Genomic DNA, 16,290 nt, shown 5'->3' on the forward strand with positions numbered 1-16,290 from the left:
CGTACCTCGCCCTCCCCCGGTCCGGGGGAGGGTATCGGTCACCTCAGGCGTTGGTCAGGAAGAAGAGGAGGTCCTGGCGGGTCAGCACACCGACCGGCTTGCCGTCCTCGTGCACCAGCAGAGCGTCGGAGGAGCCCAGCGTGTGGGCCGCGTCCTGTGCCCCGGCGCCGGAGCCGATCGAGGGCAGCGGCGGCGACATGTGCTCCTCGACCGAGTCGGTGAGCTTGGCCTTGCCGGTGAACAGCGCCTCCAGCAGGGTGCGCTCCGAGACCGAGCCGGCGACCTCGGCAGCCACGATCGGCGGCTCGGCGCGCACGACGGGCATCTGCGAGACGCCGTACTCCTGCAGGATGTGCACGGCCTCCGCGATCGTCTCGCCGGGGTGGGTGTGGACCAGGTCGGGCAGCCGGCCCGACTTGCCGCGCAGCACGTCGCCGACGGTCTGCTTGGCCGCCTCGCCGGTCGCGAAGCCGTACTGCGCCAGCCACTCGTCGTTGAACACCTTGGTCAGGTAACCGCGCCCGGAGTCGGGCAGCAGCACGACGATCACCGCGTTCTCGCCCTCCGGCGTGCCGGCCAGCTCGGCGGCGAGCTGCTTGGCGGCGTACGCAGCCATGCCGGCGCTCCCGCCGACGAGGAGCTGCTCCTCGCGGGCGAGCCTGCGGGTGTAGGCGAACGAGTCGGCGTCGGAGACCTCGATGATCCGGTCGGCGACGCCACGGTCGTAGGTCTCGGGCCAGAAGTCCTCGCCGACGCCCTCGACCAGGTAGGGACGGCCGCTGCCGCCGGAGTAGACGCTGCCGGCGGGGTCGGCACCGATCACCTGGACGTCTGGGTTCTGCTCCTTGAGGTAGCGGCCGATCCCGGAGATCGTGCCGCCGGTGCCGACGCCGGCGACGAAGTGGGTGATCCTGCCCTCGGTCTGGCGCCAGATCTCGGGGCCGGTCTCCTCGTAGTGGGAGCGCGGGTTGTTGGCGTTGGCGTACTGGTTGGGCTTCCAGGCGCCGGGCTGGCTCGCGAGCCGGTCGGAGACGTTGTAGTAGGAGTCGGGGTGCTCGGGCGGCACCGCGGTGGGCGCCACGACAACCTCGGCGCCGTAGGCCTTCAGCACGTTGCGCTTGTCCTCGCTGACCTTGTCAGGGCAGACGAAGACGCACTTGTAGCCCTTCTGCTGGGCGACCATCGCCAGGCCGACACCGGTGTTGCCGGAGGTGGGCTCGACGATCGTCCCGCCGGGCTGGAGCTCGCCGGAGGCCTCGGCCGCCTCGATCATCCGGGTGGCGATGCGGTCCTTCACCGAACCGCCCGGGTTGAGGTATTCCACCTTGGCCAGAACCAGCGGTCCCTGACCGGGCTCGGAGGCCCCGGCGCCGTCCAGCGCACGCCCCAGCCGCACGAGCGGAGTGTTGCCAATAAGGTCGAGAAGCGAGTCCACGTACTCCATGGCCACAGCGTATGTCCACTAGGTGCCCGTCCCATTATCACTGGCCCTATATCCCGATACTGAGTGCCGGGATATAGGGCAAAGACTTTAGAGTGGTCACCGTGGCGAAGAAGAGTCTGGCTCGCAAGAGCGCGTACGCCGGCGGAGGTGTTCTGGTCGCGACGGCCGCTTTCGTCGGTGTGCTCGTCGGTGAGGCCGCGCTCGCGGTGCGGGCGACCCACCAGGTGAAGATGCCGGTGGCACCGTCCCCGACGGGGTGGTACGGCGCGCTGCACGCCGGGCGCCCGATCAACATCGCCCTGCTCGGTGACTCGAGCGCGGCCGGCTACGGGATGACCGAGGTCGAAGACACTCCTGGTGCCGTGCTCGCCTCCGGCGTCTCGGAGAAGGCACACCGCCCGGTGCGGCTGCACGACCTCTCCGAGATCGGCGCGAAGTCCTCCGACCTGCACCCGCAGGTCGAGAAGGCGATCGCCGCCGAGGCCGACGTCGCCGTCATCCTGGTCGGCTCCAACGACGTGATCCGCCGCGTGCGGCCGACCGTCGCGGTCAGCCACCTCGCCCAGGCCGTCACCCGGCTGCAGGAGGCGGGAGTGAAGGTGCTGGTCGGCACCGTCCCCGACCTCGCCACCGCCACCCCGATCCTGCCGCCGCTGCGCCAGGTCATGCGGGCGTGGTCGATCCGCATCGCCGCCGGTCAGATCTTCCACGTCGTCCGCGCCGGTGGCCACACCGTGTCGCTGGGTGACGTCCTCGGGCCTGCCTTCAAGGCCACCCCCGCCTTCTGGTTCGGCGCCGACCTCTTCCACCCCTCCGCTGCGGGCTACCACGCTCTCGGCGAGGTGCTCGTGCCGCCGACCCTCTCCGTGCTCGGACTCGTCGGCGACGAGAACGCCATCCTGGAGACCTACAACGGCAAGCAGGTGATGCCCCTCGCTGCTGCTTCCCTGCGCGCCGTCATCCGGCCAGGCACCGAGATCGACCCCGCCCCGCGCCCCCGCGGCCGCGTCGGCCGCAACTGGGCCCGCGCCCGGTCCTTCGAGAACGACCAGCGCTCCCCCCGCCGCGGCGAACGCCCCGCCGAGATCCCACCCCTCGCCGAACCCCACCCCGCCGACCGCTGACCAACCTCCGGCGAGAAGTCACTCCTGCAGGCCGAGGAGTCACTCCGGCAGGTCGAGGGGTCGTTCCTGCAGGCCGAAGAGTCATCTCTGCAGGGTGAGAAGTCACCCGCGTACGTCGAGACGTCATCTCTACAGGTCGATTAGTCATTGGGTGACCCTTCGACCTGCAGAAGTGACCTCTCGACCTGCACAAGCGACCCCTCGACCTGCACGAGTGACTTCTCACCCTGCAGGAGTGACTTCTCGGCGAAATCGAGACCGCCCCGCTCCGGGGTACGGAGCGGGGCGGTTGTGGTCGGGAGGATCAGTCCTGCTGGAAGATCGCCAGGAGGCGGAGCAGGTTGGTGTAGATCCAGACCAGGCTGACGGTGAGGCCGAAGACGGCGCGCCAGGACTCGCGCTCAGGGAGCTGGGCGCGGATGCCCTGCTCGATCTGGTCGAAGTCGAGGATCAGCATGAACACACCGAGTGCCAGGCCGATCACGGCGGTGATCAGGCCGAGGGTGCCGAGGCCGAAGAGGCCGAAGCTGGCGCCGAACATGCCGAGCACGACCTCGAGCAGGCTCAGACCCACCATGCCGAACATGGCCGCGATCACGAAGGTGCGGAACTTCGCACCGACCTTGATGTTGAAGAACTTGTAGGCGGCCAGCGTGCCCGCGAACGCGGCGAAGGTGCCGATCACGGCCTGGACGACGATGCCGCCGCCGATCATGGCGTCGAAGACCTTGCTCAACGCACCCAGGGCGACACCCTCGGCGACCGCGAAGGCGAGGACCAGCGCCGGGCTGATCACGCGCTTGAACGAGTTGACCAGCGAGAGGATGAACGCGGCACCGGCACCGAGGGTCGCGGCCATGTAGAGCGGCGCGATGTTGGCGGTCGCCGAGCCGATGTCGGGGGTCAGCACCCAGGTCGCGATAGCGGTGAGGACGACCACGCCGAGCGTGATCGCGCCCTTCTGCACCACCGAGTCGATCGTCATCGGGGCGCCGGCACCGGGCGCCTGCGGGGCGCCGGTCGACCACTGGCTCGGGTCCTGCCCGTAGCCGGCGTGCGGCGCACCGTTGCCCGCGTAGGTCATGTTGCCGTAAGCGTTGTTCGACGGCTGCCCGAAGCCCTCTGCCCTACGGAACACCGGGTTGTTGCTCTGCATCTGGGTCACTCCTCATAAGCGACTTGTGGGGGAACCGCCGCGATGACGGCTCCATATAGCCAGCGTACTGGCCCTGTACGTCACTCAACGTCCGGGTTGACCCTGAGGTTCCGCAGGTTCAAGTGTGCCCCGGGCGGGATTCGAACCCGCAACACAACGATTTTAAGTCGTCTTCCTCTGCCAGTTGGGACACCGGGGCCGCGCGGACGAGATTAGCGTCATAAGTACGTCTGGCGCTGGTGCAGCGCGTGAGCTCCGGCGACGCGGTCGATGAAGAGCAGCCCGTTGGTGTGGTCGATCTCGTGCTGCAGGCAGCGCGCCTCGAAGGCGTCAGTGACGATCTCGACGGTCTCGCCGGTGACCGGGAGCTGGCCGCGTACCTTCAGCCGGCTCGCCCGCTTCACGTCACCGGTCAGGTCGGGCACCGACATGCATCCCTCGCGTGCCTTCTCGTTGCGGCTGGCCTCGAGCACCTCGGCGTTGCACAGGACGTACGTGCCGTGGTGGGTCTTGGTCTTGACGTGGGTCGAGACGTCGACGCAGAAGATGCGCGCCGAGACGCCCACCTGGTCGGCGGCCAGCCCGACACAGCCGGGCGAGACACGCATGGTGGCGACCAGGTCGGCAGCGAGCTGGACCGTCTCGAGGGCAGCCGGATCGACGTCCTTGCCGGGCACGGACAGGACCTGCGCCGGCGCACGTACGACGTCGAGCACCTTCCCCTCGACGCCCAGCTCGGCCTCGGTCCAAGCGGCGACGCGCTCGTTCGTGCTCACAGGTCGTCTGCCTCGAGCGGGCGCAGGGTGGCGCCGACGCCGAGCTCCTGGGTGACGCGCTCGATCGAGGCCTCGAGCTCGGCGAGGTCGGCCGACGCCGGCAGCTCGAGCTCGGCGACGACGACGTAGAGATCGCCGGAGAGGCGCGTGGTCAGGTCGGTGATGTTGCCGCCCGCGGCGGCGATCTCGGCGGTGACCGTGGAGACGATGCCTGGCCGGTCGCCACCGTGGACCGAGAGCACGAAGAGCTGTCCGGGGCCCGAGGCGGCATGCTCGTCGGGAAGGTCGTAGACGGTGACCGTCAGGGTGCCGTCGGCGGCGATCGGGGCGAGATCGGCGCGGATCGCCTCGGCGTCCGTCGCGCCGGCGCACAGCAGCGTCATCGCGAAGTGGCCCCGCAGCCGGGTCATCGTCGAGTCTTCGAGGTTCAGTCCGAGTCCGGCGAGGCGGGCGGTGGTCTCGGCGATGATGCCGGGGCGGTCGTGGCCCAGGACGGTGATGGCGTGGATGGTCACCCGACCATTGTCACCCGCGGCCCGCCGGTGGCGGACCGCGGGTGACTCAGGTGGACTCGATCAGCCGCGGAACCACTGCGTGTCGGTGCCGTCCTTGGCGGGGTCGGACTTCGTGGAGTCGACCGGCTCCGGGGCGAACTCGGGAGCGGACTCCGAGGTCGGCTTGACCACGGTGTCACCCTCGCCGAGGTCGTCGTAGGTGGTCTGGTCATTCTCCGAGGTCGGCGCCTCCTCGACGAAGGGCGCCTCGTCAGCAGCCGGAGCGTCGCCGGTCGAGGAGGACGGAACCTCCTCGGCGTACGGGTCGATCGGGTCGGTCAGCGGGTCTCCGGTCACCGGGGCCGGCGACGCGGGAGCCGACGTGGGCTGAGCCGACGACGGGGCCGACGAGGAAGCCGGCGGGTAGCCGCCGTACTCGCTGGTCGAGGACGACCCAGTGGCCGCACCCGGCTCCGGGGTGGCCGGCGACTCGGCGTCGAAGACCTCCTCGGTGGTCGAGTTGCTCGACGCCGGGGTCGTCGCGCCCGCGCCGAACCCGGTGTCGGACCCAGTGGTGGACCCAGTGGTGGAGTCGTCGCGGTGCAGCTTGTCGGAGGCAGCCCCGGCAGCGGCAGCGGCCTTCTCCCGCGCCTGGTCGGCGTAAGGACCGGCCTTCTCCTTGACGGTGGCCGCGTAGGGCCCCGCCTTCTCCTTCACCGTGGAGGCGTAGGGAGCAGCTTTCTCCTTCAGCGGGGCCGCCTTCTCCGAGGCGGTCGCGAGGGCCGACTGGAACCGCGGGTCGTTGCTGACCTTGTTGGCGCCGGCCTTCAGCTGCTCAGACTTGTTCTTGACCAACACGCCGATTCCAGCGGCAGCGAGGGCAAACAGGATGAGCTTCTTCACGTCATGACCTTCCGAGAGACAGCTTTCGGTTGATTGTTGGGTATGCCGGTAACCCAAACCTAGGCGTATGGCACAAAAGCGCCATGTGCACAGGTCAAGCCCCCCGACGTGCCTAGTCTCTAACGGACCAGGCGATTCCGTCGAGGATGTCTGATTCAGAGACGACAACGGACGCGACACGCGAGCGTCTCAGGATCCGGGCCAGGATGACCCCGCCGGCCGCGATCACGTCGGCCCGCCCCGGATGCATCCACGGCTGCGCGATCCGCTCCTCGAGGCTCATCGCGAGCAGCCGGTCGACGATCTCGGCGATGTCGTCGACGGTCATCTCGGCGTGGTCGGTGACGGTCGGGTCGTACGCCGCCAGCTGGAGCAGCCCCATGGTCAGCTGGATCGCGGTGCCGCCGACCGCGACCGCGGTGCTGGCCGCGCCGGGGTCGACGGGGCAGGCGTCGAGGTGCGCGTCGATGTCGCGTACGCAGGCCTCGATCTCCTCCCGCGTGGGCGGGTCGGACCGCAGGTGGCGCTCGTGGAGGCGGACGGCCCCGATGTCCATCGAGTCGCTCGCCGTCGGAGTCGGCCCCTCACCGAGGATCAGCTCGGTCGATCCGCCGCCGATGTCGATGACCAGGACCGGCGGGGTAGGCGTGCCGGGCAGGTTGCGCGCCGCGCCGCCGAAGGAGAGCGCCGCCTCCTCGGCCCCGGTGACGACCTCGGGCGTGACCCCGAGACGAGCACGTACGCCGTCGATGAAGGTCGCCGCGTTGGCGGCGTCGCGGGTGGCCGAGGTGGCCACGAAGCGCACCTTCTCGACCTCGTGGTCACGGATCAGCGCGGCGTAGTCGTCGATGGCCCCGAACGCGCGCTGGAGGGCCTCCTCGGCGAGCACCCCGGTGCGGTCGACGCCTTGGCCCAGGCGCACCATGCGCGCCTCGCGCAGGTCTTCGGTCAGGCCATCGGCGGTGACGGTGGCGATCAGGAGCTTGATCGTGTTGGTGCCGCAGTCGATGGCAGCGACCCGCGTCACGGCGTCACTGCTCCTCGTCCTCCAGCTCGAGGTCGACGCACGGACCCTGCTTCCACCACTCGCCCAGCCGCTCGAGCACCTCGTCGCCGAGCGGGTTGACCCCGGGCCCCTGCGCGAGCGCCTGGCCGGCGAGCACGTGGAGACACTTGACACGGGTCGGCATCCCGCCGGCCGAGATGCCATGGATCTCGGGCGGGTCGCCGAGCTCGTAGCGCGCCTCGAGATAGGCCTCGTGGGCCTTCTCATAGGCCGCGGCCAGCTCCGGGTCCTGCGCCAGCCGCGCCTCCATCTCCTTCATCACGTGGGTGCCCTCGAGGGTGCCGATCTTCGAGGCGGCCCGCGGGCAGGTGAGGTAGAAGGTGGTGGGGAACGGCGTGCCGTTGGGCAGCCGCGGCTCGGTGGTCACCACGTCGGGCAGCGAGCACGGGCAGCGGTGCCCGACCTCGTGGATGCCGCGTGGCTCGCGCCCCAGCTGTGCCCCGATCGCGGACACGTCTGCTGGATCGATGGCCATGTCTGTCTCAGTCTTCCTTCTGCTTCGCTCTGCCTGGCGGGGCGATCTCCGACTCGGGCCCGTGCCCGGTCTGCTTGGGCGGGTCACCGGCCAGAAGCACCGACCCCCACGCATCGTCCCACCACGGCTTCGGCGCCTCGGCACTGCCCACCTTGCCGGGGTCGGTGAGCTCGGGCTCGGTCTGGATCCGTTCGCCGTTCTCGTCGAGGGCGACGTACGCCGTGTCTCCGGGCATCACGAAGCCGAACCGTTCCCGCGCCTGCTGCTGCACGAAGGCCGGGTCCTCCCAGCGTCGGGTCTGCTCCTCGAGCTGCTTGATGTGGGCCTTGCGCTGGGCGATCTCGGTCTGGAGCGAGTTGATGTCGTGGCGCTGCTCCAGGTAGGCCCGCAACGAGGAGGCGTAGGACATCACCAGCACGGCCGCCACCACCATCACCATCATCGCGCGACCGGTGAGCTTGGGCTTGCGTAGCCTCTTGCGCAGCGCCTCGATGCCACTGAGAGCGGCCGGCCCGGCCGTCATGGGCGCGCGCGGCCGCCGCCCCGGACCCTGAGGTCCTCGGGGTCCGTGAGTGCGCTTGCTCTGACCGGGTCCCTGCGTCGCCACGGCATCATCATCCCATCCGAGGTATGCGTCCTGAGGTCGGACTCGCGCCGGGAGAGCGACCCGTACGCGCCGAAGTGAGGTAAAACCTTGGGGGTGCAGGCTCTCCGAGGCACCGGTGGTGCGGCCACGGCCGTCTACGACTACGGTGCTTCTGCTTCTCGGGGATCTGGGAAAGCACCGTTCCGAAGATCAGCACCTAACGAGGGAAACATCATGAAGACAAACGCCCGACGAATTGCTCGCGTCATCGTCGTTCCTGCCGTCTGCGCATTGGCGCTGACCGCATGCGGCGGCGGCGACCGGCCGACCGCCGACGAGCTGTCCAAGTCCCTCAAGGACGGCAAGGCCGGCGAGACGATGTCGATGCCGAGCAGCCTCCCCGACAAGGCCTACGACTGCATCGCCAAGGAGCTCGTCGACTCCGACCTCTCCGACGAGGCCCTTGCCAACGCGATGGAGGGCAAGGACAAGACCGGCAGCAAGAAGGACCGCGAGATCGTCTCGGGTCTCAGCGACGACATCCAGAAGTGCGTCACCGACGCGATGAGCTGACCAGCTCGATACGCGCAGCGGCCCGGTCCTTCTCGGACCGGGCCGCTCGCGTTGTGGGGCTGATCAGCCCTGGGATCAGCCCTGGTAGCGCGGGAAGGCGGAGGCGCCGGCGTAGCGGGCGGCCTCGCCGAGCTCGTCCTCGATGCGGAGGAGCTGGTTGTACTTCGCGACGCGCTCGGAGCGCGCCGGAGCGCCGGTCTTGATCTGGCCGGAGCCGACGGCGACGGCAAGGTCGGCGATCGTGGTGTCCTCGGTCTCGCCGGAGCGGTGCGACATCATCGTGGAGAAGCCGCTGCGGTGGGCGAGGTCGACGGCGTCGAGGGTCTCGGTCAGGGTGCCGATCTGGTTGACCTTGACCAGCAGCGAGTTGCCCTGGCCGCCCTGGATGCCGCGGGAGAGACGCTCGACGTTGGTGACGAACAGGTCGTCGCCGACGAGCTGGGTCTTGGAGCCGATGGCGTCGGTGATCGTCTTCCAGCCGTCCCAGTCCTCTTCGTTGAGGGGGTCTTCGATCGAGACGATCGGGTAGGCGCCGACGAGCTCCTCGTAGTAGGCGGTGAGCTCGGCGGAGGACTTCTTGGCACCCTCGAAGAGGTAGGCCCCGTCCTCGTGGAACTCGCTGGCCGCGACGTCGAGGGCCAGCGCGATGTCCTTGCCGGCCTCGTAGCCCGCCTTGCCGATCGCCTCGACGATCAGGTCGAGCGCGGCCCGGTTGGAGTCGAGGTTGGGCGCGAAGCCACCCTCGTCACCGAGACCGGTGGAGAGGCCCTTCGTCTTCAGCACGGCCTTGAGGGCGTGGTAGACCTCGACGCCGCTGCGCAGTGCCTCGGCGAAGGTGGGCGCGCCGATCGGCGCGATCATGAACTCCTGGATGTCGACGTTGGAGTCGGCGTGGGAGCCACCGTTGAGGATGTTGAGCATCGGCACCGGGAGCAGGTGGGCGTTGGGGCCCCCGAGGTAGCGGTAGAGCGGGAGCTCGGCCGAGGACGCGGCCGCCTTGGCCACCGCGAGCGAGACGCCGAGGATCGCGTTGGCGCCGAACTGGGCCTTGTTGGGGGTCGCGTCGGCCTCGATCATGGCCTGGTCGACGAGCCGCTGGTCGTCGGCGTCGAAGCCCTCGATCGCCGGCGCGATCGACTCGACGACGGCCTCGACGGCGTTCTTCACGCCCTTGCCGCCGTAACGCTCGCCGCCGTCGCGGAGCTCGACGGCCTCGAAGGCTCCGGTCGAGGCGCCGCTGGGCACCTGGGCCCGGGCGTAGGTGCCGTCATCGAGGACGACCTCGACTTCGACGGTCGGGTTGCCTCGGGAATCGAGGATCTCGCGGGCGCCTACGGCATCGATCGCTGCCACTGAAGTACTCCTGGGTCAGGGACGGAGGGGGTGATGACCGCCAGCCTATTACCCGGCCGACCGGGGCTGGCGATTGGAACGTTAACCCGTCGGTAGACCGGCCCCGGTGTCTTCCCACCTGGTGTTCATGCCGAGGTCGGCGCCCGGCCACCACGACGACGCCTCCGAGTGCGGCGTTGCCCGGATCGTGCCTCCGGAAACTGAATCGAGAGGAACCCGACATGAATCCCTTGCAGCATCGCCTCGCACTGGCCGGGGTCGGCGTCGTGGCCATCGGGGGCCTGGGCGCATCGCTGGTGACGGTGCTCGGTGGCACCGCAGCCGCCGAACCGGCCCGGCACGGTGTGTTCAGCAGGATCGCGACCTATCCGGTCTTCGAGAACGTGCCGGCCGGGACCGACCCGGCCGACGGCACCGTCGCCGAGATCTCGGCCGTCTCCGAGGACGGCAACACCCTGGCGTACACCGACGCGGCCGGCGGCCGGATCGGCTTCGTGGACATCACGAACCCGTCGGCGCCGAAGGGGCTCGGCAGCCACGACGTCTCCGGCGGCAAGGGCGGTTCACCCACGTCGGTCTCGATCGTGGGAGACCACGCGCTGGTCGTGGTCGACGAGTCGACCTACCCCGGCCTCGAGGACACGGAGTGGGAGGACGAGGAGCCCGCCGTCGGCACCCGTGCCGGCCGGATCGACGTGGTCTCGCTGGCCGCACCGCACGAGGAGGTCGCGTCGTACGATCTCGGCGGTCAGCCGGACTCGATCGCGGTCAGCCCGGATGGCACCTACGCCGCGATCGCGATGGAGAACCAGCGCAACGAGGCCGTCACCCCTGCCGGTGGCGAGGAGGGCGACCTGCCCCAGGCTCCGGCCGGTTCGGTCAAGGTCGTCGGCCTCGACGGTGGTCCGACCGAGTGGTCGATCACCGATGTGGCGCTGCCGGCCTCGGCGCTGAAGGGGCTCGCGGCTCCCGAGGACGCGGAGCCGGAGTATGTCGACATCAACTCCGAGAACAAGCTCGCGCTCACCCTGCAGGAGAACAACGGCGTCGCGATCATCGACCTCGCCTCGGCCTCGATCGATCAGGTGTGGAGCGCCGGCAACGCCGTCGTCCCGGGCGTGGACGCCACCAAGGACGGTCGCTTCGACCCGGTCGACACCGTCGACGCGCCCCGCGAGCCCGACGCGATCCAGTGGGTCGGCGACGGGCTCGTGGCCACCGCCAACGAGGGCGACTGGAAGGGCGGCACCCGCGGCTGGACCGTCTTCCGCGCCACGAGCGGCACGGTCGTCTGGGACGCCGGGTCCTCGTTCGAGGATCTGGCGACGAAGCACGGTCTCCACAACAACGACCGGGCAGCGAAGAAGGGCGTCGAGCCCGAGGGGATCGCCTTCGACACCTTCGGCGGCGTGCCCTACGCCTTCGTCGGCTCCGAGCGCAGCAACTTCGTGGCCGTCTACGACATGCGTACGCCGTCCTCACCGAAGTTCAAGCAGGTGCTGCCGGCGACCAACGGCCCCGAGGGGCTGCTGCCGATCCCATCGCGCAACCTGCTCGCGATCTCCTCAGAGGAGGATTCCGCCGAGGATCTCGTGCGGGCGTCGGTCTCGGTCTACGGGTTCGGGAAGGCACCGAAGGGAGCGTCGTTCCCGACCATCGAGTCGGCCTCGCGGAACGGGAAGCCGATCGGCTGGGGTGCGCTCAGCGCGCTGTCGCAGGTGCCGGGCGAGCGCGACGAGCTCTACGCCGCCAGCGATGCCGCGTACGCCACCGGCCGGATCTACACCCTCTCGGTGAAGCGCTCCCCCGCCGTGATCCGCGACGTGCTCGAGGTCACCGACGCCTCTGGTTCGGTCGCCGAGGGTCTCGACATCGAGGGGCTGGCCGCCCGGCGTGACGGCGGCTTCTGGGTGGCGAACGAGGGTGCCACCGGGGCCGAGAACTCCCTGCTCCGCCTCTCCCGGAAGGGCCAGATCACCGAGACCGTCGCGCTGCCCGCGGAGATCGCCGACAAGGTCGGCAAGTGGGGGCTCGAGGGCGTCACGGTGACCGGCACGGGCCGCGACGAGCAGGTGTACGTCGCTCTCCAGCGCCCGCTGTGGGCGGACTCGACCGCGAAGGAGCCCGGCGTCGACGGCGCGAGCACCGCGCGGATCGGTCGCTACACCCCGGCCACCGGCGAGTGGGAATGGTTCGGCTACGGCCTGGAGTCGACTGCTGTGGGTGGCGACTGGATCGGCCTCTCGGAGATCACGGCCGTCGACGACGACACCCTCGCCGTCGTCGAGCGCGACAAGCAGGCCGGCACCACCGCCGCGATCAAGCGGGTCTACACCGTCGACGTGCCCCGTCACGGCACCACCGGGCTCAGCCCGGTGACCCCGCTGCGCAAGCGCCTGGCGTACGACCTGCTGCCGGCTCTGCAGGGCACCCATGGGTGGACGCAGGAGAAGCTCGAGGGCTTCACGGTCGGCGCCGACGGTCGCGCCTACGCCGTGACCGACAACGACGGTCTCGACAACGCCACCGGGGAGACGGCCTTCCTCGACCTCGGCAAGGCGTTCAAGCGCTGAGGGTCACGCCTGCCCGTCGCAGCGACCTGCGGCGGGCAGGTGCTCGCCCGCCCACTCGGTGAGCGCGCCGAGGGTGGGCGCGAGCGCGGCACCGGAGCCGGTGAGCGCGTAGCGGACCGCCACCGGCGGACCGGGGTCGACCTCGCGGGCGATCAGGCCGAGGCCGGCCAGCTCGCTGAGCCGCTCGGAGAGCATCGAGTCGCTGATGCCGGTCACGGCGCGCCTGAGCTCGGCGAAACCGAGCGGCCCCTGGGTCAGGCTGCCCAGGATCACGCCGTTCCAGCGCTTGCCGAGGAAGTCGAAGGCCCGGACGAGCGCTGCGTTGCACACCTGCGGGTCGTGTGCGGGCGTCGTCGCTGGCATGCGTCCCAGCCTACAGGGACAGCCCGAATTCTGAGGGACTACTATTTTCGAAGCGACAGGAATAATCCTAGTGACCCTGGAGTTCAGAGCGACATGACCGAGACCAACACCCTGGCGAAGCTGGACCCCCGCGGCCGCGAGCTCGTCTTCACCGCAGCCCGCACCTCCAACACCTTCGCCGAGACGCCCGTCACCGACGAGGAGCTCGCCGACATCTGGGAGCTCACCCGCTGGACCCCGACGATGGCCAACACCCAGCCGCTGCGCGTCGTGTTCGTGCGCACGGCCGAGGGCAAGGAGCGGCTCCTCCCCCACATCGCCGAGGGCAACCTCGCGAAGACCGAGGCCGCCCCGGCGACCGCGATCGTCGCCTACGACAACAACTGGCACGAGGAGATCCCCAACGTCTTCCCGATCCGCCCGGAGATGAAGGACTACTTCGCCTCCGACGAGACCGCGCGCCACGGCGCCGGCGGCTGGTCCGCGGGCCTGCAGGCGGGCGCTTTCATCCTCGCCGTCCGCGCGGCCGGCCTCGCCGCCGGCCCGATCGCGGGCTACGACACCGCGGGCGTCGACAAGGAGTTCTTCCCCGAGGGCGACTGGACCACCAAGATGATCGTCAACATCGGCCACCCGGGCGAGAACCCGTGGTTTGACCGACTCCCCCGCGTCGAGGCCGACACCGCGGTGAAGTGGGCCTGAGCAACCCCCGCCGAGTCGGCTCGTTCTGACCCAGATTCGTGTCGAGTCGGCTCGTTCTAACGAGCCGACTCGACACGATTTCAAGTCAGGACGAGCCGACTCGACGTGATTTCGTGTCAGGACGAGCCGGGTCGGCTCTTCTCGGCGGCCTTGGCGGCCTGGTAGAGCTCCTCGACCTCTTCGAGGGTGTAACGGCGCCCGGAGTCGGCCTCGGGGCCGAAGACGTGCGGGTTGCGGCGCTTCATCTTCTCGGTGATGCCGGCGATCACGTCGTCCATGGTGAAGTGGCCGGCCTCCTCGGCGATCGCGGCGTGGAAGTAGACCTGGAGCAGCAGATCGCCGAGCTCCTCCTGGAGATGCTCGGGGTCGCCCTCGTCGATCGCCTCGAGCACCTCCTCGGACTCCTCGCGGAGATACCGGGCCAGCGACTGATGGGTCTGCGACGACTTCCAGACACAGCGCTCCCGCATCACCCGCATCAGGTCGAGGAACTCGACGAGACCTTCCCCCGAGGCGTACGCCTTCTCGCTCAACCCAGCGCCCCGAATGCGCTCAGGCACTGCCGCAGCAGGGTGCCGCGGCCGCCTTCCATGTCGGCGACGACCTCGTCGGAGGCGGCTTCGGCGGGGGTCAGCCACGACAGCTCGAGGGCATCCTGGCGCGGCTCGCACTCGCCGGTCACCGGGATCACGTAGACCAGGGAGACCGCGTGCTGGCGCGGGTCCTGGTAGCGCTCGCCGGGCCAGGGGAAGTATTCGGCGACCGTCACCGGCACCGTGGTCAGCGGCAGGGTCGGGAACGCGACCGGGCCGAGATCCTTCTCCAGGTTGCGCATCAGCGCGTCGCGGATCCGCTCGCCGTGGAGCACGCGCCCCGAGACCAGCGATCGCGTGATCGTGCCGGTCGTGGGTGACCCGCGCAGCAGCAGGCCGACCTCGGTGACCCCGCCGTCGGGGTCGACGCGCACCGGCACCGCCTCGACGTAGAGGATCGGCACGCGGCCGCGGGTCTCGCTCAGCTCCTCCTCGGAGAGCCACCCGGGCTCGGTGTCCCAGTCGTTGCCGAATGGCTCCTCAGGAAAGGACTGCTCGCCGAAAGCCTCCATCGTCATGCGTCGATCCTGCCAGACAGGCACGTACGTCACGGAACAACGACGCCGCAGTATGGACTCTCATCTGCGCAGCGCCAGGAAGCTGTCGGCCTTGAACGCCTTCTCGACCATCCACCACGAGAAGCCGTCGTAGTAGGGGCGTGCCTCGTCGCGGTCGAGGAGCCGCGGTCGGGTCGCGGCGTGGTCGCGTCCCTTCCAGGTGATCGTGCACTCGCCGGCCGCCAGCACGTTGCGCACCCAGTTGGTGCCCGGCCCCCACGGGAGCGTGATCACGAACTCGTCGTCGGTGTGCAGCAGGGCGACCGGGAGGCTCAGCTCGCGGCCGGACTTGCGGCCGCGATGGTGCACCACCGCCCACAGGGGGAACAGCCGGTGCCCGGCGAGGGTCCGCATCATCGGGGTGGTCGCCTTCACCAGCCGCAAGGAGCCGGCGTCGGGAGGGCTGGGCGTGCTCGTCGTCGTCATGCTCCTCACTGTGCCGGGGGTCGCGGGTCGCCGCTTCCCGGACAGCGGTCAGGCGACGTGACGGGTTCCCGTCACTCAGTCAGCGCCGTTGCGGATCGCCCAGGCGGTGGCCTCGGCCCGGCTGCGTACGCCGAGCTTGCGGTAGAGGTTGGCCGCGTGCCGCTCGACGGTGTGCTCGGTGATGCCGAGGTCGCGGGCGACCAAGGCGTTGGTACGCCCCGTGGCGATCAACCGCAGCACCTCGTGCTCACGCGCGGTCAGCACCGTCGGCCCGCCCGGGGTGGGCGCAGGCTCGCGGCGCACCTCGCCGGTCAGGAACCAGCGGCTCGCCATGGCGAGATCCTGGGCACCGCCCTCGACGAACAGCGTCGGGGTGCTGCCCTCGAGCTCGACCAGCGTGCCGTTCCGCACGCCGTCGGCCAGCTGCCTCGAGACCTCGACCGGGATCTGGCTCGCCGCCTGCCGGTGGAGCACCAGCGTCGGCGCCACCACCTGGTCGAGGAGCGCGCTGACGTCCATCCGGGCGGCCTCGGCGAACCAGTCGCGGGCGAGCGCGGGCGTCGCCGCGGTGCGGAACGCCTCCGCGACGCGGCCGGCGTTCTCCCCCGATCCCCAGCCCAGCCACGCGGTCGCGGCGGCGTCGGCGAAGAGGTCCCAGTCCTGCTCGACCAGCGAGAGCAGCGCCTGGGTCTGGGCCGGGCTCATCGCCTCGCGCATCCGTGCCGCGCCACCGAAGAGGAGCATCCGGTCGACGCGCTGCGGGTTGGCTGCTGCGTACGCCACCGCGGTCGCGACCGCGTGGTAGTAGCCGAGCAGGTTGACCCGATCGGCACCGATCGCCTCGATCACCGCCGCCAGGTCGCGCAGGTGCGCGGCGAGGCCGAGGTCGCCGACCCGGCGGCCTGAGGAGCCGGTGCCGCGGCCGTCGTAGAGCACCAGCGTCATGTCGTCGCTCAGCCGCTCGTAGGCCGTGCGCAGCGCGGGCACCCGCCACTGCGCCCGGATGTTGCTGAGCGACGGCATCCAGATCGTCACCGGCCCGCTCCCGACGACCTGATACGCGATCGCGATGTCGTCGCTGGTCTGCGCGTAGTGCACCTCTGGCTCGCCGGTCACAGCCTTCATT

At 70.0% G+C, this 16,290-nt stretch carries 18 protein-coding genes and 1 tRNA gene; 4 read left to right on the plus strand and 15 right to left on the minus strand.

Annotated elements, in window-relative coordinates; translation table 11 throughout:
* Positions 1-43: 43 nt before the first annotated feature.
* Positions 44-1,444, minus strand: a complete 1,401-nt coding sequence (locus tag FB381_RS19105; protein ID WP_141781742.1) for a cystathionine beta-synthase — start codon at positions 1,442-1,444, stop codon at positions 44-46.
* Between the two features lie 101 nt (positions 1,445-1,545).
* Between FB381_RS19105 and FB381_RS19110 the strand changes: the two genes are divergently transcribed.
* Positions 1,546-2,568, plus strand: a complete 1,023-nt coding sequence (locus FB381_RS19110) for an SGNH/GDSL hydrolase family protein (protein ID WP_246088199.1) — start codon at positions 1,546-1,548, stop codon at positions 2,566-2,568.
* A gap of 304 nt (positions 2,569-2,872) precedes the next feature.
* Here FB381_RS19110 and FB381_RS19115 read toward each other — a convergent pair whose 3' ends face one another.
* From FB381_RS19115 to FB381_RS19150, 8 genes are all read right to left on the minus strand, one after another.
* On the minus strand, positions 2,873-3,724 hold the full coding sequence (locus FB381_RS19115) for a Bax inhibitor-1/YccA family protein (protein WP_141781744.1): 852 nt from the start codon (positions 3,722-3,724) through the stop codon (positions 2,873-2,875).
* Between the two features lie 125 nt (positions 3,725-3,849).
* Positions 3,850-3,923 (minus strand) — tRNA-Leu (locus FB381_RS19120).
* A 19-nt stretch (positions 3,924-3,942) separates the two neighbouring features.
* Positions 3,943-4,500 carry a peptide deformylase gene (gene def / locus FB381_RS19125; RefSeq protein WP_141781745.1) on the minus strand — a complete coding sequence of 186 codons (558 nt, stop codon included), beginning with the start codon at positions 4,498-4,500 and terminating at the stop codon, positions 3,943-3,945.
* Positions 4,497-5,015: a glycine cleavage system transcriptional repressor gene (locus FB381_RS19130; RefSeq protein ID WP_141781746.1), complete on the minus strand. Its 519-nt coding sequence runs from the start codon at positions 5,013-5,015 to the stop codon at positions 4,497-4,499. The genes def and FB381_RS19130 overlap by 4 nt, the downstream gene beginning before the upstream one ends.
* Before the next feature lie 60 nt (positions 5,016-5,075).
* Positions 5,076-5,897 (minus strand): hypothetical protein, encoded by an 822-nt coding sequence (locus tag FB381_RS19135; RefSeq protein WP_141781747.1) that lies wholly within the window; start codon positions 5,895-5,897, stop codon positions 5,076-5,078.
* Positions 5,898-6,009: 112 nt separating this feature from the next.
* Positions 6,010-6,924, minus strand: coding sequence for a Ppx/GppA phosphatase family protein (locus tag FB381_RS19140; protein WP_141781748.1), 915 nt, complete (start codon positions 6,922-6,924; stop codon positions 6,010-6,012).
* A 4-nt stretch (positions 6,925-6,928) separates the two neighbouring features.
* Complete coding sequence (locus FB381_RS19145; protein ID WP_141781749.1) at positions 6,929-7,438, minus strand: DUF501 domain-containing protein; 510 nt, start codon at positions 7,436-7,438, stop codon at positions 6,929-6,931.
* 7 nt (positions 7,439-7,445) lie between these two features.
* Positions 7,446-7,961, minus strand: coding sequence for an FtsB family cell division protein (locus FB381_RS19150; RefSeq protein ID WP_246088200.1), 516 nt, complete (start codon positions 7,959-7,961; stop codon positions 7,446-7,448).
* A 297-nt stretch (positions 7,962-8,258) separates the two neighbouring features.
* Between FB381_RS19150 and FB381_RS19155 the strand changes: the two genes are divergently transcribed.
* On the plus strand, positions 8,259-8,597 hold the full coding sequence (locus FB381_RS19155; protein ID WP_141781750.1) for a hypothetical protein: 339 nt from the start codon (positions 8,259-8,261) through the stop codon (positions 8,595-8,597).
* A 75-nt stretch (positions 8,598-8,672) separates the two neighbouring features.
* Here the strand turns inward: FB381_RS19155 and eno are convergent, their stop codons facing one another.
* On the minus strand, positions 8,673-9,950 hold the full coding sequence (eno, locus tag FB381_RS19160) for a phosphopyruvate hydratase (protein ID WP_141781751.1): 1,278 nt from the start codon (positions 9,948-9,950) through the stop codon (positions 8,673-8,675).
* Positions 9,951-10,171: 221 nt separating this feature from the next.
* Here eno and FB381_RS19165 point away from each other — a divergent pair, with 221 nt between their 5' ends.
* On the plus strand, positions 10,172-12,523 hold the full coding sequence (locus FB381_RS19165) for an esterase-like activity of phytase family protein (protein ID WP_141781752.1): 2,352 nt from the start codon (positions 10,172-10,174) through the stop codon (positions 12,521-12,523).
* Between the two features lie 3 nt (positions 12,524-12,526).
* Here the strand turns inward: FB381_RS19165 and FB381_RS19170 are convergent, their stop codons facing one another.
* Positions 12,527-12,886, minus strand: coding sequence for a winged helix-turn-helix transcriptional regulator (locus FB381_RS19170; RefSeq protein WP_141781753.1), 360 nt, complete (start codon positions 12,884-12,886; stop codon positions 12,527-12,529).
* 93 nt (positions 12,887-12,979) lie between these two features.
* On the opposite strand from FB381_RS19170, the gene FB381_RS19175 reads away from it, so the two are divergent.
* A complete protein-coding gene (locus FB381_RS19175; RefSeq protein WP_141781754.1) occupies positions 12,980-13,588 on the plus strand; it encodes a malonic semialdehyde reductase in 609 nt (202 codons plus the stop codon).
* Positions 13,589-13,704: 116 nt separating this feature from the next.
* Here the strand turns inward: FB381_RS19175 and FB381_RS19180 are convergent, their stop codons facing one another.
* From FB381_RS19180 to FB381_RS24325, 4 genes are all read right to left on the minus strand, one after another.
* Positions 13,705-14,148, minus strand: a complete 444-nt coding sequence (locus FB381_RS19180) for a MazG nucleotide pyrophosphohydrolase domain-containing protein (RefSeq protein ID WP_211352495.1) — start codon at positions 14,146-14,148, stop codon at positions 13,705-13,707.
* A complete protein-coding gene (locus FB381_RS19185) occupies positions 14,118-14,699 on the minus strand; it encodes an NUDIX hydrolase family protein (RefSeq protein ID WP_141781755.1) in 582 nt (193 codons plus the stop codon). The genes FB381_RS19180 and FB381_RS19185 overlap by 31 nt, the downstream gene beginning before the upstream one ends.
* Positions 14,700-14,759: 60 nt before the next feature.
* Positions 14,760-15,164 carry a PNPOx family protein gene (locus tag FB381_RS19190; RefSeq protein WP_141781756.1) on the minus strand — a complete coding sequence of 135 codons (405 nt, stop codon included), beginning with the start codon at positions 15,162-15,164 and terminating at the stop codon, positions 14,760-14,762.
* A gap of 75 nt (positions 15,165-15,239) precedes the next feature.
* The gene (locus tag FB381_RS24325) at positions 15,240-16,280 is read right to left on the minus strand and encodes an alpha/beta fold hydrolase (RefSeq protein WP_246088201.1); all 1,041 of its coding nucleotides are present in this window, start codon (positions 16,278-16,280) and stop codon (positions 15,240-15,242) included.
* Between the last annotated feature and the right edge of the window lie 10 nt (positions 16,281-16,290).

Source organism: Nocardioides albertanoniae (genome assembly GCF_006716315.1).
Taxonomy (GTDB): domain Bacteria; phylum Actinomycetota; class Actinomycetes; order Propionibacteriales; family Nocardioidaceae; genus Nocardioides; species Nocardioides albertanoniae.

Excerpts from the sequence above, each read along its gene's own strand:
- FB381_RS19105 (WP_141781742.1), bottom strand. The coding sequence starts at position 1,444 with ATGGAGTACGTGGACTCGCTTCTCGACCTTATTGGCAACACTCCGCTC.
- FB381_RS19115 (WP_141781744.1), bottom strand. The coding sequence starts at position 3,724 with ATGCAGAGCAACAACCCGGTGTTCCGTAGGGCAGAGGGCTTCGGGCAG.
- FB381_RS19145 (WP_141781749.1), bottom strand. The coding sequence starts at position 7,438 with ATGGCCATCGATCCAGCAGACGTGTCCGCGATCGGGGCACAGCTGGGG.
- FB381_RS19150 (WP_246088200.1), bottom strand. The coding sequence starts at position 7,961 with ATGACGGCCGGGCCGGCCGCTCTCAGTGGCATCGAGGCGCTGCGCAAG.
- FB381_RS19155 (WP_141781750.1), top strand. The coding sequence starts at position 8,259 with ATGAAGACAAACGCCCGACGAATTGCTCGCGTCATCGTCGTTCCTGCC.
- FB381_RS19165 (WP_141781752.1), top strand. The coding sequence starts at position 10,172 with ATGAATCCCTTGCAGCATCGCCTCGCACTGGCCGGGGTCGGCGTCGTG.
- FB381_RS19170 (WP_141781753.1), bottom strand. The coding sequence starts at position 12,886 with ATGCCAGCGACGACGCCCGCACACGACCCGCAGGTGTGCAACGCAGCG.
- FB381_RS19175 (WP_141781754.1), top strand. The coding sequence starts at position 12,980 with ATGACCGAGACCAACACCCTGGCGAAGCTGGACCCCCGCGGCCGCGAG.
- FB381_RS19185 (WP_141781755.1), bottom strand. The coding sequence starts at position 14,699 with ATGACGATGGAGGCTTTCGGCGAGCAGTCCTTTCCTGAGGAGCCATTC.
- FB381_RS19190 (WP_141781756.1), bottom strand. The coding sequence starts at position 15,164 with ATGACGACGACGAGCACGCCCAGCCCTCCCGACGCCGGCTCCTTGCGG.